Annotated in this window: 17 protein-coding genes; 10 read left to right on the forward strand and 7 right to left on the reverse strand. The window is 67.1% G+C overall.

All coding sequences use genetic code 11. From position 1 onward, the window contains the following. Positions 1 to 125 precede the first annotated feature (125 nt). From SJY11_RS05700 to SJY11_RS05720, 5 genes are all read left to right on the forward strand, one after another. Positions 126 to 695, forward strand: a complete 570-nt coding sequence (locus tag SJY11_RS05700) for a F0F1 ATP synthase subunit delta (protein WP_376985534.1) — start codon at positions 126 to 128, stop codon at positions 693 to 695. Continuing rightward, the gene (gene atpA / locus SJY11_RS05705; RefSeq protein ID WP_326910687.1) at positions 695 to 2,224 is read left to right on the forward strand and encodes a F0F1 ATP synthase subunit alpha; all 1,530 of its coding nucleotides are present in this window, start codon (positions 695 to 697) and stop codon (positions 2,222 to 2,224) included. Before SJY11_RS05700 ends, atpA begins: the two co-directional genes overlap by 1 nt. A 104-nt stretch (positions 2,225 to 2,328) precedes the next feature. Further along, the gene (locus SJY11_RS05710; RefSeq protein ID WP_376985535.1) at positions 2,329 to 3,198 is read left to right on the forward strand and encodes a F0F1 ATP synthase subunit gamma; all 870 of its coding nucleotides are present in this window, start codon (positions 2,329 to 2,331) and stop codon (positions 3,196 to 3,198) included. A gap of 66 nt (positions 3,199 to 3,264) precedes the next feature. Further along, positions 3,265 to 4,731 carry a F0F1 ATP synthase subunit beta gene (gene atpD / locus SJY11_RS05715; RefSeq protein ID WP_069056654.1) on the forward strand — a complete coding sequence of 489 codons (1,467 nt, stop codon included), beginning with the start codon at positions 3,265 to 3,267 and terminating at the stop codon, positions 4,729 to 4,731. 106 nt (positions 4,732 to 4,837) lie between these two features. Beyond that, positions 4,838 to 5,251, forward strand: a complete 414-nt coding sequence (locus tag SJY11_RS05720; RefSeq protein ID WP_376985538.1) for a F0F1 ATP synthase subunit epsilon — start codon at positions 4,838 to 4,840, stop codon at positions 5,249 to 5,251. A gap of 54 nt (positions 5,252 to 5,305) precedes the next feature. On the opposite strand, the gene SJY11_RS05725 is transcribed toward SJY11_RS05720, so the two are convergent. Both SJY11_RS05725 and putA read right to left on the reverse strand, forming a co-directional pair. Further along, complete coding sequence (locus tag SJY11_RS05725; RefSeq protein WP_376985539.1) at positions 5,306 to 5,686, reverse strand: VOC family protein; 381 nt, start codon at positions 5,684 to 5,686, stop codon at positions 5,306 to 5,308. A 46-nt stretch (positions 5,687 to 5,732) separates the two neighbouring features. Continuing rightward, positions 5,733 to 8,825: a bifunctional proline dehydrogenase/L-glutamate gamma-semialdehyde dehydrogenase PutA gene (putA, locus tag SJY11_RS05730; protein ID WP_376985540.1), complete on the reverse strand. Its 3,093-nt coding sequence runs from the start codon at positions 8,823 to 8,825 to the stop codon at positions 5,733 to 5,735. A 130-nt stretch (positions 8,826 to 8,955) separates the two neighbouring features. Here putA and SJY11_RS05735 point away from each other — a divergent pair, with 130 nt between their 5' ends. Next, the gene (locus SJY11_RS05735) at positions 8,956 to 9,411 is read left to right on the forward strand and encodes an Lrp/AsnC ligand binding domain-containing protein (protein ID WP_192644158.1); all 456 of its coding nucleotides are present in this window, start codon (positions 8,956 to 8,958) and stop codon (positions 9,409 to 9,411) included. 22 nt (positions 9,412 to 9,433) lie between these two features. On the opposite strand, the gene SJY11_RS05740 is transcribed toward SJY11_RS05735, so the two are convergent. Continuing rightward, positions 9,434 to 10,441 carry a TerC family protein gene (locus SJY11_RS05740; protein ID WP_376985542.1) on the reverse strand — a complete coding sequence of 336 codons (1,008 nt, stop codon included), beginning with the start codon at positions 10,439 to 10,441 and terminating at the stop codon, positions 9,434 to 9,436. Between the two features lie 292 nt (positions 10,442 to 10,733). Here SJY11_RS05740 and SJY11_RS05745 point away from each other — a divergent pair, with 292 nt between their 5' ends. From SJY11_RS05745 to SJY11_RS05755, 3 genes are all read left to right on the forward strand, one after another. After that, a complete protein-coding gene (locus SJY11_RS05745) occupies positions 10,734 to 11,795 on the forward strand; it encodes an ABC transporter substrate-binding protein (RefSeq protein ID WP_376985544.1) in 1,062 nt (353 codons plus the stop codon). A gap of 171 nt (positions 11,796 to 11,966) precedes the next feature. After that, entirely contained in the window at positions 11,967 to 12,755 is a 789-nt protein-coding gene (locus SJY11_RS05750) for an ABC transporter ATP-binding protein (protein ID WP_069056648.1), read from the forward strand. After that, positions 12,752 to 13,522: an ABC transporter permease gene (locus SJY11_RS05755; protein ID WP_326910704.1), complete on the forward strand. Its 771-nt coding sequence runs from the start codon at positions 12,752 to 12,754 to the stop codon at positions 13,520 to 13,522. The genes SJY11_RS05750 and SJY11_RS05755 overlap by 4 nt, the downstream gene beginning before the upstream one ends. A 19-nt stretch (positions 13,523 to 13,541) precedes the next feature. Here the strand turns inward: SJY11_RS05755 and SJY11_RS05760 are convergent, their stop codons facing one another. Beyond that, positions 13,542 to 14,156 carry a J domain-containing protein gene (locus tag SJY11_RS05760; protein ID WP_326910706.1) on the reverse strand — a complete coding sequence of 205 codons (615 nt, stop codon included), beginning with the start codon at positions 14,154 to 14,156 and terminating at the stop codon, positions 13,542 to 13,544. Positions 14,157 to 14,284: 128 nt separating this feature from the next. Between SJY11_RS05760 and SJY11_RS05765 the strand changes: the two genes are divergently transcribed. Beyond that, positions 14,285 to 14,557 carry a BolA family protein gene (locus tag SJY11_RS05765; RefSeq protein WP_376985547.1) on the forward strand — a complete coding sequence of 91 codons (273 nt, stop codon included), beginning with the start codon at positions 14,285 to 14,287 and terminating at the stop codon, positions 14,555 to 14,557. Positions 14,558 to 14,569: 12 nt separating this feature from the next. Here SJY11_RS05765 and SJY11_RS05770 read toward each other — a convergent pair whose 3' ends face one another. The 3 genes from SJY11_RS05770 to SJY11_RS05780 form a co-directional block, all read right to left on the reverse strand. Next, positions 14,570 to 14,932: a type II toxin-antitoxin system VapC family toxin gene (locus SJY11_RS05770; RefSeq protein ID WP_376985549.1), complete on the reverse strand. Its 363-nt coding sequence runs from the start codon at positions 14,930 to 14,932 to the stop codon at positions 14,570 to 14,572. Positions 14,933 to 14,970: 38 nt separating this feature from the next. Then, entirely contained in the window at positions 14,971 to 15,201 is a 231-nt protein-coding gene (locus SJY11_RS05775) for an AbrB/MazE/SpoVT family DNA-binding domain-containing protein (protein ID WP_376985551.1), read from the reverse strand. A gap of 71 nt (positions 15,202 to 15,272) precedes the next feature. Then, positions 15,273 to 16,466 (reverse strand): MFS transporter, encoded by a 1,194-nt coding sequence (locus tag SJY11_RS05780; protein ID WP_376985553.1) that lies wholly within the window; start codon positions 16,464 to 16,466, stop codon positions 15,273 to 15,275. Between the last annotated feature and the right edge of the window lie 7 nt (positions 16,467 to 16,473).

A 16,473-nucleotide genomic window follows, 5' to 3' on the forward strand; every position in this document is an offset into this window, starting at 1 on the left:
CACATTTAGGTCGCGGAGCCGTCTTGCCGGCCTCACGTCCGTGATACATCGCAGCGCCGGGACCTTGCACTCCGCCTTCGTCCGAAGGCCGCCGGGGCGGTCCCATGAAACGAGAGATTTGACGCGTGGCTGAAGGCGGATCGCAAGGATCACTGGTTTCGGGCGTGGCCGGTCGCTACGCCACGGCCCTGTTCGAGCTGGCCAGCGAGGCCAATGCCATCGATGCCGTCAACGCCGATCTCGACAGCTTTTCGGCGATGCTGGCCGATAGCGAGGATCTGCGGCGCCTCGTCGGCAGCCCCGCCTTCTCGGCCGAGGAGCAGACCGGCGCGATCAAGGCCGTGCTCGCCAAGGCCGGCATCTCCGGGATCGCTGGCAATTTCATCGGCCTCGTCGCCAGCAAGCGCCGGCTCTTCGCGCTGCCGGGCATGATCGCCGCCTACAAGGCGCTCGCCGCCGAGGCCAAGGGCATCGTTAGCGCCGAGGTCACGCTGGCCGAGACGCCGGCGCTCAAGCGGGTCGACGAGATCCGCGCCGCGCTGGCTGCCGTCGCCGGCAAGGATGTCGATGTCGCGATCAAGATCGATCCGTCGCTGATCGGCGGGCTCGTCGTGAAGATGGGTTCCCGGATGGTCGACGCCTCGCTGAAAACCAAGCTCAATTCAATTCGTCTTGCCATGAAAGAGGTCGGCTGATGGAAATCCGCCCCGCTGAAATCTCCGCGATCCTGAAGGCCCAGATTTCGAATTTCGGGTCCGAAGCCTCCGTCACCGAGGTCGGCCAGGTTCTCTCCGTCGGCGACGGCATCGCCCGCGTCTACGGTCTCGACAAGGTCCAGGCCGGTGAGATGGTCGAGTTCGAGAGCGGCGTGCGCGGCATGGCGCTCAACCTCGAGAGCGACAATGTCGGCGTCGTGATCTTCGGCTCCGACCGCGAGATCAAAGAAGGCCAGACGGTCAAGCGCACCGGCGCCATCGTGGACGTGCCGGTCGGCAAGGAGCTGCTTGGCCGCGTCGTCGACGCGCTCGGCAACCCGATCGACGGCAAGGGCCCGATCAAGGCGACCCAGCGTTCGCGCGTCGACGTCAAGGCGCCCGGCATCATCCCGCGCAAGTCGGTGCACGAGCCGATGGCGACCGGCCTGAAGGCGATCGACGCCCTGATCCCGATCGGTCGCGGCCAGCGCGAGTTGATTATCGGCGACCGCCAGACCGGCAAGACCGCCGTGGCGCTCGACACGATCCTGAACCAGAAGGCCAACAACGAGACCGGCGACGAGAGCCAGAAGCTCTACTGCGTCTATGTCGCGATCGGCCAGAAGCGTTCGACCGTCGCCCAGTTCGTGAAGGTGCTCGAAGAGCGCGGCGCGCTGGAGTACTCGATCGTGATCGCGGCGACCGCCTCGGACGCGGCCCCGATGCAGTTCCTGGCGCCCTTCGCCGGCTGCGCCATGGGTGAGTATTTCCGCGACAACGGCATGCACGCCGTGATCATCTATGACGACCTCTCCAAGCAGGCCGTCGCCTACCGCCAGATGTCGCTGCTGCTGCGCCGCCCGCCGGGCCGCGAGGCCTATCCGGGCGACGTGTTCTATCTTCACTCCCGCCTGCTCGAGCGCGCGGCGAAGATGGGCGAGGATGCCGGCCTCGGCTCGCTGACGGCCCTGCCGGTCATCGAGACGCAGGCGAACGACGTGTCCGCCTACATCCCGACCAACGTGATCTCGATCACCGACGGCCAAATCTTCCTCGAGACCGACCTGTTCTACCAGGGCATCCGCCCGGCGGTGAACGTCGGCCTCTCGGTGTCGCGCGTCGGTTCGGCCGCGCAGACCAAGGCGACCAAGAAGGTCGCCGGCAAGATCAAGGGCGAGCTCGCGCAGTATCGCGAGATGGCCGCCTTCGCGCAGTTCGGCTCCGACCTCGACGCCGTCACGCAGCGCCTGCTCAACCGCGGCGCCCGCCTGACCGAACTCCTGAAGCAGCCGCAGTTCGCGCCGCTGAAGATGGAAGAGCAGGTCGTGGTGATCTATGCCGGCGTCAACGGCTATCTCGACGCCCTGCCGGTCGCCAAGGTCCGCGCCTTCGAGGACGGGCTGCTGGCGCTGGTGCGCGGCAAGCATGCCGACATGCTGGCCGAGATCGGCAAGTCCAAGGATCTTTCGGACGCGAACGCCGCGAAGCTGAAGGAACTGGTCACGGATTACGCGAAGTCGTTCGCCTGATCGTCATTGCGAGCGCAGCGAAGCAATCCAGCCTCGCTGCGCACATGCTCTGGATTGCTTCGTCGCCGCGCTGCGCGCCATGACGGGTAGAGGGTCAAGACCGGATGCCGTCCCTTAAGGACCTACGAAACCGCATCGCTTCCGTGAAGGCGACGCAGAAGATCACCAAGGCCATGCAGATGGTCGCGGCCGCAAAGCTGCGCCGGGCGCAGGCGGCGGCCGAGGCCGCCCGCCCCTATGCCGAGCGCATGGAGACGGTGCTGGCCAATCTCGCCGCCGGCGTCACCGGCTCGAGCGCTCCGCGCCTGATCGCCGGAACGGGCTCCGACAAGGTGCATCTGCTGCTGGTCTGCACGGCCGAGCGCGGCCTGTGCGGTGCCTTCAACTCCTCGATCGCCCGTCTCGCCCGCGACAAGGCGCTGGCGCTCAAGGCCGAGGGCAAGACGGTCAAGATCATCTGCGTCGGCAAGAAGGGCTACGACCTTCTGAGGCGGCAGTTCGAGAAGGACATCATCGAGCTGATCGACCTGCGCTCCTTCAAGCAGGTCGGCTACGCCAATGCCGAGACGATCGCCCAGAACGTGCTGTCGCGCTTCGCGGCTGGCGAGTTCGACGTCGCGACCGTGTTCTTCTCGAAGTTCAAGTCGGTGATCTCCCAGATCCCGACCGCCCAGCGCATCATTCCCGCCGAAATCCCGGCCGGGACCAAGGCGACCGAGGCGGTCTACGACTACGAGCCGGACGAGGGCGAGATCCTCGAGACGCTGCTGCCGCGCAACCTCACCGTCCAGGTGCTGCGCGCGCTCCTCGAGAACGCCGCCTCCGAGCAGGGCGCGCGCATGTCGGCGATGGACTCCGCCACGCGCAACGCCGGCGAGATGATCAAGAAGCAGACGCAGCTCTACAACCGCTCGCGCCAGGCGATGATCACCAAGGAACTGATCGAGATCATCTCCGGCGCGGAAGCGCTCTAACCGCCTGAATTGAGGCCGGCGCGCCGGCTTTGTCGACACGCTGAACGCGAATCCGAGGTTATCACCATGGCCAAAGCCGCTACGAAGAAGACTGCCGCCGCCGAGAAGCCCGCCAACACCGGCACCGGCCGCATCGCGCAGGTCATCGGCGCCGTCGTCGACGTCCAGTTCGACGGCGTGCTGCCGGAGATCCTGAACGCGCTCGAGACGACCAACCTCGGCAACCGCCTCGTCCTCGAGGTCGCCCAGCATCTCGGCGAGAACACGGTCCGCACCATCGCGATGGACTCGACCGAAGGCCTGGTCCGCGGCCAGTCGGTGACCGACACCGGCGCCCCGATCGCGGTTCCGGTCGGCGACGAGTGCCTCGGCCGTATCATGAACGTCATCGGCGAGCCGATCGACGAGGCCGGCCCGATCATGACGACCGCCACCCGCGGCATTCACCAGCCGGCTCCGTCCTACGCCGAGCAGGCGACGGACGCGCAGATCCTGGTCACCGGCATCAAGGTTGTCGACCTGCTGGCGCCCTACGCCAAGGGCGGCAAGATCGGCCTGTTTGGCGGCGCCGGCGTCGGCAAGACCGTGCTGATCATGGAGCTGATCAACAACGTCGCGAAGGCCCACGGTGGTTACTCGGTGTTCGCCGGCGTCGGCGAGCGCACCCGCGAGGGCAACGACCTCTATCACGAGATGATCGAGTCGGGCGTGAACAAGAAGGGCGGCGGCGAAGGCTCCAAATGCGCCCTGGTCTACGGCCAGATGAACGAGCCGCCGGGCGCCCGCATGCGCGTCGCCCTGTCGGGCCTGACCGTCGCCGAGGACTTCCGCGACAAGGGCCAGGACGTGCTGTTCTTCGTCGACAACATCTTCCGCTTCACGCAGGCGGGCTCGGAAGTGTCGGCTCTGCTCGGCCGCATTCCCTCGGCGGTGGGCTATCAGCCGACGCTGGCGACCGACATGGGCAACCTGCAGGAGCGCATCACCACCACCAACAAGGGCTCGATCACCTCGGTGCAGGCGATTTACGTCCCCGCCGACGACCTGACCGACCCGGCGCCCGCGACCTCCTTCGCGCACTTGGACGCCACGACCGTGCTGTCGCGCTCGATCGCGGAAAAGGGCATCTACCCGGCGGTCGACCCGCTCGACTCGACCTCGCGCATGCTCTCGGCCGACATCGTCGGCGCCGAGCACTACGGCGTGGCGCGTCAGGTCCAGCAGATCCTCCAGCGCTACAAGGCACTGCAGGACATCATCGCGATCCTGGGCATGGACGAGCTCTCGGAAGAGGACAAGCTGACGGTGGCCCGCGCCCGCAAGATCGAGCGCTTCCTGTCGCAGCCCTTCTTCGTCGCGGAAATCTTCACCGGCTCGCCGGGCAAGCTGGTCGCGCTCGAGGACACGATCAAGGGCTTCAAGGGCCTTGTCGAGGGCAAGTACGACCATCTGCCCGAAGCGGCGTTCTACATGGTCGGCTCGATGGACGAAGCCATCGAGAAGGCCCAGCGCCTGGCTGCCGAAGCGGCCTGAGGATCGTCATTCTCGGGCTCGGCCCGGGAATCTCACGACCAGAGGACGCTGGTTTCCGGGATGGTCGGGTGAAGCCCGACCATGACGAGCCGAGGAGAGATATACGATGACCACCTTCAAGTTCGAACTCGTCTCGCCGGAGCGCATCCTGTTCTCGGGCGAGGTCGTCAGCGTCATCGTTCCCTCGATCGAGGGCGAGATGACGGTTCTGGCCGGCCATGCGCCGCTGGTCGCGACGCTGAAGGCGGGCATTGTCTTCGTCCAGACGACCGGCAGCAACGGCAAGGAATTCTTCGTCAATGGCGGTCTCGTCGAGATCAATGCCGCCTCGACGACGATCCTGGCGGAGCAGGGCCGTTTCCTCGAGGACGTCAACGCCGCCGTGCTCGACCAGGAGATCCTGAGCGCCGAGACCAAGCTGACGGGCTCGCAGGACGAGGACGAGAAGAAGCGCCTGCACGACACGCTGGTGCAGCTGCGCGAGTTCAAGCATGTCTTCGAGACCCGCAAGGCGGCCTGAGCGCCACCGCCGGGAAGACGATCAAGGGGCCGCGCGAGCGGCCCTTTTTCGTTGTCAGGCGTAGCTGATGAACTCGAGCAGAGAGCCGTCGGGATCGCGAAAATAGACGCTGGTGCCGGCGCCGCCGCGGCCAAAGCGCGGCACGGGGCCGAGTTCCACCGGCACATTGCGGGCGGCCAGATGCGAAACCGCGTCCGCGATCGGCCCGTCCCAGCGGAAGCACAGATCGCTGCCGCCGGGCGGAACGGGCAGCCTCGCCTTCGGTTCAGGCTGGAGCCCCGGCCCGTGGCAGTTCAGCTGCGCGGCGCCGATCCGGTAGACGAAGCCCGCCCCGTTCGGGACCACGGTGGCCCCCAGCACATCGCGGTAGAACGCGTTCGAGACCTCCCAATCCGAAACATGGATGACGCAATGGTCGAAGCTGATCGCGCCCATGGTCATCCCTCGTCGAACTCGTCCGTTGCCGTCGGCGAGCTTTCGCCTACTCCCCCATCGCGATCAAGCTGGCATTGCCACCGGCGGCGGCCGTGTTGACCGTGACCGTCTGCTCGGTGGCGAAGCGCATCAGGTAGTGCGGGCCGCCGGCCTTCGGCCCGGTGCCTGACAGACCGTGGCCGCCGAAGGGCTGCACGCCAACGACAGCGCCGATGATGTTGCGGTTGACATAGATGTTGCCGGTGGAGAGCCGGCTGGTGACCTGCTCGATCGTGGTCTCGATCCGCGAATGGACGCCGAGCGTCAGGCCGTAACCGGTCGCCTCGATGTCATGAATGACCCGGTCGAGTTCGCCGGCCTTCCAGCGCACGACATGGAGGATCGGGCCGAAATGCTCACTTGCGAGGTCGGCGACGCTGCCGAGTGTCACGACATGCGGCGCCACATAGGTTCCGCCGAGCGCGGGCGTCTGCCCGGCCCAACTGACGCGTCCGAGCTTGCGCATGGCGTCGATATGGGTGTCGAGGCGGTGCTTGGCGGCGGGGTCGATGACAGGGCCGATATGGGTATCGATGGCGCGCGGGTCGCCGAGCTTCAGTTCCCGTGCGGCGCCGGTGATCATCTCGACCATCTTGTCGGCGACGTCGTCCTGGACGACGAGCAGGCGCAGCGCCGAGCAGCGCTGGCCGGCCGAGCGGAAGGCCGACATCACAACGTCGTCCGCGACCTGTTCGGCCAGCGCCGTGGCATCGACGATCATGGCATTGAGACCGCCGGTCTCGGCGATCAGCGGAACGATCGGCCCGTCCTTGGCGGCGAGCGCGCGGTTGATCGCGCGGGCGGTGGTGGTCGAGCCGGTGAAGGCGACGCCGGCGACGTCCTTTTGGGCGACGAGGGCCGCGCCGACCGCGCCGTCGCCCAGCACGAGATGCAGGGCCGAAGTGGGAATACCGGCCTCGTGCAGCAGGCGCACGGTGATGGCCGCAATCAGCGGCGTCTGCGGCGCTGGCTTGGCGACGACGCTGTTGCCGGCAACGAGCGCGGCGGCGATCTGGCCCGCGAAGATCGCGAGCGGAAAATTCCACGGCGCGATACAGAGGAAGGCGCCCCGCCCGCGCAGGATCAGGCGGTTGTCCTCGCCCGTCGGACCTGGCAGCACGGTGGGCGTCGCGAGCTTGGCTTCCGCCTCGGCGGCGTAGTAGCGGCAGAAATCGACCGCCTCGCGGATCTCCGACAGGGCATCGTCGAGCGTCTTGCCGGCCTCGGCCTGGAGCAGGGCGAGCAGCAGGCCGCGCCGGGCCTCCATCAGATCGGCGGCCTTGCGCAGAGCCGCCGCGCGCGTGCGGGCCGGGGTGGCGTTCCAGGCCGGGAAGCCCGCCGTCGCCGCCGCCATGGCGCGTGCGGCGGTCGCCGCGTCGGCTTCCGTGACGCGGCCGATGACGTGGTTGTCGATCGGCGAGCGGACATCGCGGGCCGCGCCGCCCGCGCTTGTGCCGTCGATGATCGGGGTGGCCTCCGGGAAGGGCTTGCCGGCGGCTGCTGCAATCTCCGCCAGCAGGGCGTCGAGGCTCTCGGCATGGCCGAGCTCGACCCCGGCCGAGTTCTTGCGGGACGGGCCGAAGAGGTCCGCCGGCAGCGGAATGCGCCGGTGCCGCGCCGCGCCGGGCTGGCCGATGATGTCCGCGGGGGGCACGAGCAACTGCGCCACGGGCACGTCGGGATCGCCGGAGACGCTGACGAAGGACGAGTTGGCGCCGTTCTCGAGCAGGCGGCGGACCAGATAGGCGAGCAGGTCCTGATGGCCGCCGACCGGCGCATAGGTCCGGCAGGCGAAGCCATCGGAGTCGGCGAGGAGCTTCTCGTAGAGCGCTTCGCCCATGCCGTGCAGGCGCTGGAACTCGAAGCCCCCGGACGATCCCGCCATCTCCGCGACGGTGGCGACCGTCTGGGCGTTGTGGGTGGCGAATTGCGGGATGATGAGCGGGCGCAGCGCCAACAACTGGGCGGCGCAGGCCTCATAGTTCAGGTCGGTCATCGCCTTGCGGGTGAAAACCGGATAGTCGGCCAGGCCGCGCTCCTGGGCGCGCTTCAGCTCGGTGTCCCAATAGGCTCCCTTGACGAGGCGTACCATCATGCGACGGCCATGGGTTTCGGCCAGCGCGCCGATATGGTCGATCACGGCCGAGGCGCGCTTCTGATAGGCCTGGATGGCGAGGCCGAAGCCGTCCCAATCCGCCAGCGACGGGTCAGCGATGACGGCGTCGATGATGTCGAGCGAGAGTTCGAGCCGGTCGGCCTCCTCGGCATCGACGGTGAAGTTGAGGTCGTAGCGCTTGGCCTGGCGGGCGAGGTCGATGACCTTGGGCGTCAGCTCGGCCAGGACGCGCTCGCGGTTGGTGGCGTCGTAGCGCGGATGCAGGGCGGAGAGCTTGACCGAGATCCCCGGCCGGTCCGGCAGCGGCGCATTGCCGGCCGAGCGGCCGATGGAGTCGATCGCCGCGGCATAGGATGCGAAGTAGCGGTCGGCGTCGGCCTGCGTGCGGGCGCCTTCACCCAGCATGTCGAAGGAGTAGCGGTAGAGCTTGCCGCTCTTCGAGCCGGCGCGCTTCAGCGCCTCCTCGATGGTCTGGCCGAGCACGAAGTGGTTGCCCATGACGCGCATGGCCTGGCGGGTGGCGGTGCGTACCGTCGGCATGCCCAGCCGCTTGGCGAGGCCGCCGATGATGCTGGTCGGCGTCTCGCCGGGCTGGATGACGCGGGCCGTGATGCCGAGCGCCCAGGCCGAGGCCGAGACCAGGAAGGCGTCCGACTTCGACTCGTGATGGGCGAAGTCGCCCTGGCCGAGCTTGTCCTCGATCAGGCGGTCGGCGGTGGCGGCGTCGGGCACGCGCAGCAGGGCTTCGGCCAGAACCATCAGGGCGAGGCCCTCGCGGGTCGAGAGCGAATATTCCCGCAGCAGCTCCTCGATACCGCCGAGCCCGACCTTGCGGCTGCGGATCGCCTCGATCAGCCCGGTTGCGCGGGCGTCGATGCGGGCCTTTGCCGCCGGTTCGCGGCGCGCGCCGGCCAGCAGCCGCGCGGCGATCTCGCCGTCGTCCTGCGCGAAGGGGGCACGAAAGGGCGGGAGAAGGGCGGCCATGAGAGGGCTCCGAACCGGTGCAGCGGATGATCTGAAGGATCGTCCGGTCCTGGCCTCATATCAATTGGCTGTTTTGGCGCAGAGGCCGTATCTTGTCCGGCATATGACGCCTCTTGCCGAGATTCATCCCGTGCTTGATCGCACCGACCGCCGCATCCTGTCGCTGATCCAGGGAGACGGCCGCATGGCCGGCGTGGAACTGGCCGAAAAGGTCGGGCTGTCGCCGACGGCGGCGGGCGAGAGGCTGAAGCGGCTGACGCGCGAGGGCTACATCACCGGCTATCGCGCGACGCTGGACCCGCTCAAGCTCGGGCTCAACCTGCTCGTCTTCGTCGAGGTCTATCTGGACAAGACGACGCCCGACGCCTTCGAGCGCTTCGCGGCGGCCGTGAAGCGGGCGCCGGAGGTTCTGGAGTGCCACATGGTGGCGGGCGGGTTCGACTATCTGGTGAAGACCCGCGTCGCCGACATGAATGCCTATCGCCGCTTCCTCGGGGAGGTGCTGCTGGCGCTGCCGGCGGTGCGCGAGACGCGCACCTATGCGGTGATGGAGGAGGTGAAGACCGACGGCGCGCTGCCGCTGTGAGCCGCGCGCCGTCGGGATGGCGTCACTCCGCGTGCCTGGTGGCCGCCTGGCCGCGGGTCTTCCAGAGCGAGAAGACCACGCCGCCGAGGATCAGCGCCAGCGTCACGCCGAGCGAGATGGCGGGGTCGACCTTGCCGAAGATCTGGTTCCAGAAGATCTTGCCGCCGATGAAGACCAGCACCAGAGCCAGCGCCGTCTTCAGGTACTCGAAGCGGTGGACCATCGCGGCCAGCGCGAAATAGAGCGCGCGCAGGCCGAGGATCGCCATGATGTTGGCGGTGAAGACGATGAACGGATCCGTCGTGATCGCGAAGATCGCCGGCACCGAGTCGACCGCGAAGATGAGGTCGGCGATGTTGATCACCACCAGCGCCAGGAACAGAGGCGTGGCGTAAATCAGCATGCGGCCGGTCACCGCATCCGGCTGCCGGACGAAGAAGCGCTCGCCATGCAGGCTGTCGGTCACGCGCATCCGCTTCTTGAAGAAGACGATGAGCTTGTTCTTCGACATGTCCGGCTCGGCCTCGGGCACGATGAGCATCTTGATGCCGGTCGCGACCAGGAAGGCGCCGAAGATGAAGAGGATCCAGTCATACTGCTGGACCAGCGCCGCGCCGATGCCGATCATCAGGCCACGCAGGATGATCACCGCGATGATGCCCCAGACCAGCGCGCGGTACTGGTAACGCCGCGGGATGGCGAAGAAGGAGAAGATCAGCGAGATGACGAAGACGTTGTCGATCGACAGCGCCTTCTCGATGAAGAAGCCGGTGAAAAAGGTGACGCCGGCATGGGTGCCGTCGGTCGTCTTGAGATTGCCTGTCTCGAAGGCCCACCAGACGACGGCGCCGTAAAGACAGGCGAAGCCGATATAGAAGGCCGATAGCCTTAAGCTCTTGGCGATGCCGATTTCATTGTCGCCGCGATTGAGCAGGCCGAGGTCGAAAGCGAGAAGCGCGAAAACGATCGCAAGAAAGCCGCTCCACATCCAGAGCGGCTTGCCGAGCCAGTCGGCAAGCAGAAGTTCCATGTCCGGGCGCCTATGGTTTGCGTTGATGTCGAAGGCGGTTCCGACATCGCGGCCACGTCATCCAGACGTGCTCCGCCAGAGGGGCCCGGTACCACCGCAACGTCAGATGGGTGCACCACGACGCTTCGGCAAGAGTGGCGCGCCAGGATTCCGCCATGAATCTGCCGCAGCGCCGGCTCGCGCTCCGATTGCCGCTTGACCGGCAGCGCCGCTCCTTCAGTGTGGGAGCCGGCCCGGCATGAAGATTGCTGCGCCCGCCGACGAACCAAGCGAGCCCTTCAAGGAGATATCGATGCCCGCCCCGATCTGCCCGCCCGTCTTCGGACGCCTGCGCTCCTGCGCCGGGCGCCTCGTTCTCGCCGCCGGGTTCGCCGCCGCGCTGATCGGGCTCGCTCCAGCCGCGCAGGCCCAGACGCCCGTGCGCTTCACACTCGACTGGCGCTTCGAGGGGCCGGCGGCGCTGTTCCTGATGGGAATCGAAAAGGGCTATTTCAAAGCCGAGGGGCTGGACGTCACCATCGACACCGGCAACGGCTCGCGTGAGGCGATCCCGCGCGTCGCCTCGGGCACCTATGACGTCGGCTTCGGCGACGTGAACTCGCTGATCCGCTTCCGCGACGAGAATCCGACCATCGACCTCAAGGCGGTGATGATGGTCTACGACAAGCCGCCCTTCTCGATCGTCGGGCGCAAGAGCCGCGGCATCACGGCCGACGTGAAGAGCCTCGAGGGCAAGAAGTTCGGCGCGCCCGCCGCCGATGCGGCCTTCGCGCAATGGCCGATCTTCAAGACGGTCAACAAGCTCGACGACAGCAAGATGCGGCTGGAGAATGTCGGCTTCCCGGTTCGCGAGCCGATGCTCGCTTCGGGCGAGGTCGATGCTGTCTTCGGCTTCGCCAATTCCTCCTTCATCAACTTGAAGTCGCGCGGCGTGCCGGTCGATGACATCGTCGTGATGCTGATGTCGGATTACGGCGTCGAGCTCTACGGCAACGTCATCATGGTCTCGCCGAAATTCGCGGCCGAGAAGCCCGAAGCCGTCCGCGGCCTGCTGCGGGCGCTCACCAAGAGCGTCAAGGACACTGTCGCCAATCCCGAGCTCGGCGCCCAGCTCGTGATCAAGCGCAACGATGTCGCCAAGGTCGAGGTCGAGCTCGAGCGGCTGAAGATGACGCTGGCGCAGAACGTGATGACCCCATGGGTCAAGGCCAACGGGTTCGGCGGGATCGACAAGGCGCGCTGGGCCAAGGCGCTCGACCAGATCGCGCTGACCTTCACCTTCAAGGACAAGGCCAGGGCGGGCGACGCCTTCACCGACGCCTTCCTGCCGGCCTCGGCCGAGCGGGTGTTCTGAGGCTCGCCGTTTCGGCTATGAGCACCGTCATTCCGGGCGCGGCGAAGCTGTGACCCGGAATCCACCGTAGAGCGAGATTCTTGCAGGACATGGCCCTTCGATGGATTCCGGATCTGCGCCGCTTCGCGGCTTGTCCGGAATGACGGCATCGTTTTGCCAGAGGGAGCTCATTTGACCGCCTTCGTCGAACTTCACGATGTCACCCATGTCTATGGCGGCGGCGATGGTCCTCCGGCGGTCGCCGGGCTGTCGCTGAAGGTCCGCGAGGGCGAGTTCGCCGCGATCGTCGGCCCGTCGGGCTGCGGCAAGTCTACGATGATGAAGCTCGCGACCGGGCTGCAGCGGCCGAAGGCCGGCAGCGTGATCGTCGATGGGCGCGAGGTCGCCGAGCCGATCAAGATCACCGGGATGGCCTTCCAGAACCCGGTCATGCTGCCCTGGCGCACGACGCTGCAGAACCTGCTGCTGCCGCTCGAGATCGTCGAGCCGCATCGCTCGCGCCTGCGGGCGAACAAGGCGGAATATGTCGCCCGCGCGGAGATGCTGCTGGAGACGGTGGGCCTCAAGGGCATGGGCTCGAAATTCCCCTGGCAGCTGTCGGGCGGCATGCAGCAACGCGCCTCGCTCTGCCGCTCGCTGATCCACGAGCCGAAGCTGCTGATGCTGGACGAGCCCTTCGGGGCGCTCGACGCCTTCACGCGCGAGGAGCTCTGGTGCGTGATCCGCGACCTGCACGCCCAGCGCGGCGTCACCGTGATCCTGGTGACGCACGACCTGCGCGAGGCGGTGTTCCTGGCCGACCGGGTGTTCTGCATGTCGGCGCGGCCCGGCCGGATCATCGCCGAGCGCGAGATCGGCTTCGCGCGGCCGCGCGATCTCGACGTGACCTACACCCCCGAATTCGCCGAGATCGTTCACGAACTGCGCGGGCATATCCGCGAGGCGAGGGCCGTGGCATGACCCGCTCGACCTGGCTCAGGCTCGCGCCCTATCTCTTCACCTTCGCGTTCTTTGCGATCTGGGAGATCGCCTGCCGCGCCTTCGCGATCTCGGCCTTCATCCTGCCGCCGCCCTCGGCGATCTGGGCGGCCCTGGTCCAGTACCAGAAGCCGCTCTACACCAACGCCTTCCACACGCTGTGGATGACCTCGCTGGGCTTCGGGCTGTCGATCCTGTTCGGGCTGGCGCTGGGGCTGCTCGTCGGCTCCTCGAAGCTGATCTATGCGGGCCTCAATCCCCTGCTGGTCGGCTTCAACTCGATCCCGAAGGTCGCGGTGGTGCCGATCCTGGTGATCTGGTTCGGCGTCGGCTGGCTGCCGCCGGTGCTGACCGCCTTCGTGATCTCGTTCTTCCCGATCGTGGTCAACGTCGCCACCGGGCTCGCCACCATCGAGCCGGAGACGGAGGACGTGCTGAAGGCGCTCGGCGCCAGTCGCATGGACATCATGACCAAGGTCGGCATCCCGCGCTCGCTGCCCTATCTCTTCGGGGCGCTGAAGGTGTCGATCACGCTGGCCTATGTCGGCTCGGTGATCGGCGAGCAGAACGCCTCCAATCTCGGCCTCGGCAACCTGATCACGCGCGCCTCGGCGGATTTCAACGTGCCGCTGATCTTCGCGGCGCTGATCGTGCTGGCGGTGCTCGGCGTGTTCCTGGTCGCGATCGTCGACATCGTCGAGAGCCGGATGACCGGCTGGGCGAAGCGCTCTCAGATGGGCAACGTTTGAAAGCCTGAAGAGAGCCTGCTCAGACCATGCCCGTGCTCTTGAGCTGCTGATAGGCCTTCAGGATTTCCTGGAGCGTGCCCTCACGCGAGCGGTCGCCGCCATTGGCATCCGGATGGAAGCGCTTCACCAATTCCTTGTACTTCGCCTTGATCGCGGCGGCGTCGGCATTCTCGTCGAGCCCGAGCGCTTCCAGAGCCTTGCGGGCGACCACGCCGACGCGCGGCTCCGGCTGCGACGCCGTCTGGGCCCGCCGGGCACCAAAGATGTTGAAGGCGTCCTGGACATCGGCCTGCTCGCCGCCGGCGACGCGCCCGCGCTGCGCCATCCGGGCGGCCTTGGAGTTGACGCCGAGTTTCCAGGTCGGCCGGTGCCCGATGGCCGCGTCCTTGGCATATTCCGCCAGCGCGTCGTCATCCATCCCGGCGAAGTAGTTGTAGGTCGCGTTGTAGGCCTTCACATGCTCCAGGCAGAACAGGAAGAACTTGCCTTCGCGGCCGCGCCCCTGCGGCGCGCGGAATTCGCCCGGCCGCTTGCAGCCCGGATGGTCGCAACGCGGCGCGTCGGATTCCTCGACCGCTTCCGCCTCGGAAGGGCCGATCCTGATGCGGTCGAACAGGCGCGAGTTGAAGTTCATGGTCGAACGGTTATGAGACTCAGGAAGCGAACCGGCAAGTGCGACGCAGCATGCGGCGACGGGTCGGTGAGAAAGAGAGCCGGCTCGGCGCCGGCCCCGACGAAATCCCTCACGACGGTGGCGCGATCATGACCCCAATGGCTGAACGGATCGCCAACAAACTCGAGCAGGCGCTCACGCCCGAGCATTTGAAGGTGATCGACGAGTCGCACCAGCATCAGGGGCATGGCGGCTGGCGCGAGGGCGGCGAAACCCATTTCAGGGTCGAGATCGTGTCGACGGCCTTCGCCGGCAAGAGCCGGCTCGATCGTCACAGGCTGGTCAATGGCGCCCTGGCGCAGGAACTCGCCGAACGCGTCCATGCCTTGGCGATCGTGGCGCGGGCGCCGAGCGAGGCGTAAGGGCCTCGCGGCTCAGGGTGAGATCAGCTCGACGGTGGGAAAGTAGGTGCGGTAGCGTTTGGCGTCGCGGGTCAGGAGGCGAAGATCGGCCGCCGCCGCATGGGCTCCGATGAAGAAGTCGGGCAGGACGCTACTGCGGAGCCCTCCGGCAGCGCGATAGCGCTTGAAGGCTTTGCCTGCCTCGAACAACGCCTTTCGTGGGATCGCTTCATGCGCGACGCGGAAGTCCGCCAGCATTTCGTCGAGCCTGGCGATCCCGCTGAACCGGATCGAGATCTCGGCATAGATCACATCGTTGATCAGCAGCGGGCCACCGCTGATCGCGGCCGCGAGTTGGCTGGCGGACCATTCGCCCCAGACGGGATCGTTGGTCACCAGATCGAGGAAGATGTTTGCATCGACCAGTGTGGCCCTCACGCTTCACCGCGGGTCAGGGTCATGATCTCGTCGGTGCTCAAGCCAGGCCCGGCCGACCCGCGCCATTTTTCGAAGGGGTTGGTAGGGGATCCCTCGACCTTCAGCAACACGACCCGTCCGTCAGGGTCCATGCGAAAGTCGACTGCGTTTCCAGGCTTGATCCCGAGCCGATCACGAACGGGTTTCGGGATCGTGACCTGCCCCTTGCTAGTGACGGTCGTCGCCATTGCGGCCTCCGTATTACCAGTATGATACAAGGTAATACTCAAGGCCGCGCGCTGCAATATCGCAAGGGGCGCTACGCTTTCGGCCGCTCCGGCGTGAAGGCGTAGATTGCAGCCGAAGCGAGCAGGAGCGCTGCGAAGGCCCAGTGGAGATGGGCGAAGGTCGTGGCCGCGTCGAGGCCGGCGGCGCGCTGGCTGGCAATGAACCAGCCGGAGCCGGACTGGGTCAGCGCCGCGCCCGCGATGAAGAGGAAGTTCACGGCGGTCATGCCACGCCCGAGCAGATGCGCCGGGAAGAACAGGCGCGCATGGGCCATCAGGATGGCGTAGGTGAAGCCGACGGCGCCGATCAGCGCGAAGATAGCGACGGCGAAGAGGGAGGAACTCGCGCCGAAGGCCGCCAGCAGCGCGAAGCCGGCGGCCGTGCCGACCGTGCCCCAGAGCACCAGCGGCTTGACCCGGCCGAGCGCCTTCTCGAGCCCGCCATAGATGAAGGCGCCGGCGACCATCGTCACGGCCATGGCGGTCGCCGCATTGCCGGCGGAGACGGCGTCGAAGCCGTGGACGCTCGCCATGTAAGGCCCGACCCAGAGGCCGCGCGCGGTCGCCAGGATCGCATAGGCTGTCAGCGTGATCGGGGCGAGCAGCCAGAGCGGCTGCAGCTTCAGGATGCTGGCGAGACCGGCGAGCAGCCCTTCCGCCTTGCCCGAGGCGCTCTCGGCACGGACGGGGTCGCGGATCAGCAGGGCGGCCAGCGCGGTGGCGAGGAGAAAGCAGCCCGCCATGACCAGCATCGAGGGGCGCCAGCCGAAACGGGCGGCGGCGATCGCCAGCGGCGCGGCGCCGACCAGATTGCCGAGCGAACCCAGGCCGATGAAGACCGAGGTCAGGAAGGCGAAGCGGCCGGGCTCGGCCGTCCGGGCGAAGAGAAACAGGCTCGCCATGAAGATCGGCGCGCAGCCGATCCCGATCAGCGCCATGGCCAGCGTGCCGGAGAATGCGCCGGTCGCCTGTGCAAAGAGAACGGCGCCGACGCTGCCAACCGCCATGGCGGCGGTCACCGTGCGGCGCGGCCCGAGCCGGTCGAGCGCCCAGCCGATCGGGAACTGCGCGATCGCGAAGGTGGTGAACCAGGCCGCCCCGAGCAGACCGAATTCGCCCGGTCCGATCGCGAGATCGCTCATCACTGGCTGGGCGATGACGCTCAGGAACGACCGGTAGAAGATCGACAGGAAATAGGCCGGCAGCAGCGCGAAGAAGACGATCAACGGCGGG

The organism is Allobosea sp. R86505 (assembly GCF_042466375.1).
Lineage (GTDB): Bacteria > Pseudomonadota > Alphaproteobacteria > Rhizobiales > Beijerinckiaceae > Allobosea.

Bases quoted from the DNA above. Each gene is read 5' to 3' on its own strand.
- atpA (WP_326910687.1), top strand. From the start codon at position 695: ATGGAAATCCGCCCCGCTGAAATCTCCGCGATCCTGAAGGCCCAGATT.
- SJY11_RS05710 (WP_376985535.1), top strand. From the start codon at position 2,329: ATGCCGTCCCTTAAGGACCTACGAAACCGCATCGCTTCCGTGAAGGCG.
- atpD (WP_069056654.1), top strand. From the start codon at position 3,265: ATGGCCAAAGCCGCTACGAAGAAGACTGCCGCCGCCGAGAAGCCCGCC.
- SJY11_RS05720 (WP_376985538.1), top strand. From the start codon at position 4,838: ATGACCACCTTCAAGTTCGAACTCGTCTCGCCGGAGCGCATCCTGTTC.
- SJY11_RS05725 (WP_376985539.1), bottom strand. From the start codon at position 5,686: ATGGGCGCGATCAGCTTCGACCATTGCGTCATCCATGTTTCGGATTGG.
- putA (WP_376985540.1), bottom strand. From the start codon at position 8,825: ATGGCCGCCCTTCTCCCGCCCTTTCGTGCCCCCTTCGCGCAGGACGAC.
- SJY11_RS05740 (WP_376985542.1), bottom strand. From the start codon at position 10,441: ATGGAACTTCTGCTTGCCGACTGGCTCGGCAAGCCGCTCTGGATGTGG.
- SJY11_RS05745 (WP_376985544.1), top strand. From the start codon at position 10,734: ATGCCCGCCCCGATCTGCCCGCCCGTCTTCGGACGCCTGCGCTCCTGC.
- SJY11_RS05755 (WP_326910704.1), top strand. From the start codon at position 12,752: ATGACCCGCTCGACCTGGCTCAGGCTCGCGCCCTATCTCTTCACCTTC.
- SJY11_RS05760 (WP_326910706.1), bottom strand. From the start codon at position 14,156: ATGAACTTCAACTCGCGCCTGTTCGACCGCATCAGGATCGGCCCTTCC.
- SJY11_RS05765 (WP_376985547.1), top strand. From the start codon at position 14,285: ATGACCCCAATGGCTGAACGGATCGCCAACAAACTCGAGCAGGCGCTC.
- SJY11_RS05775 (WP_376985551.1), bottom strand. From the start codon at position 15,201: ATGGCGACGACCGTCACTAGCAAGGGGCAGGTCACGATCCCGAAACCC.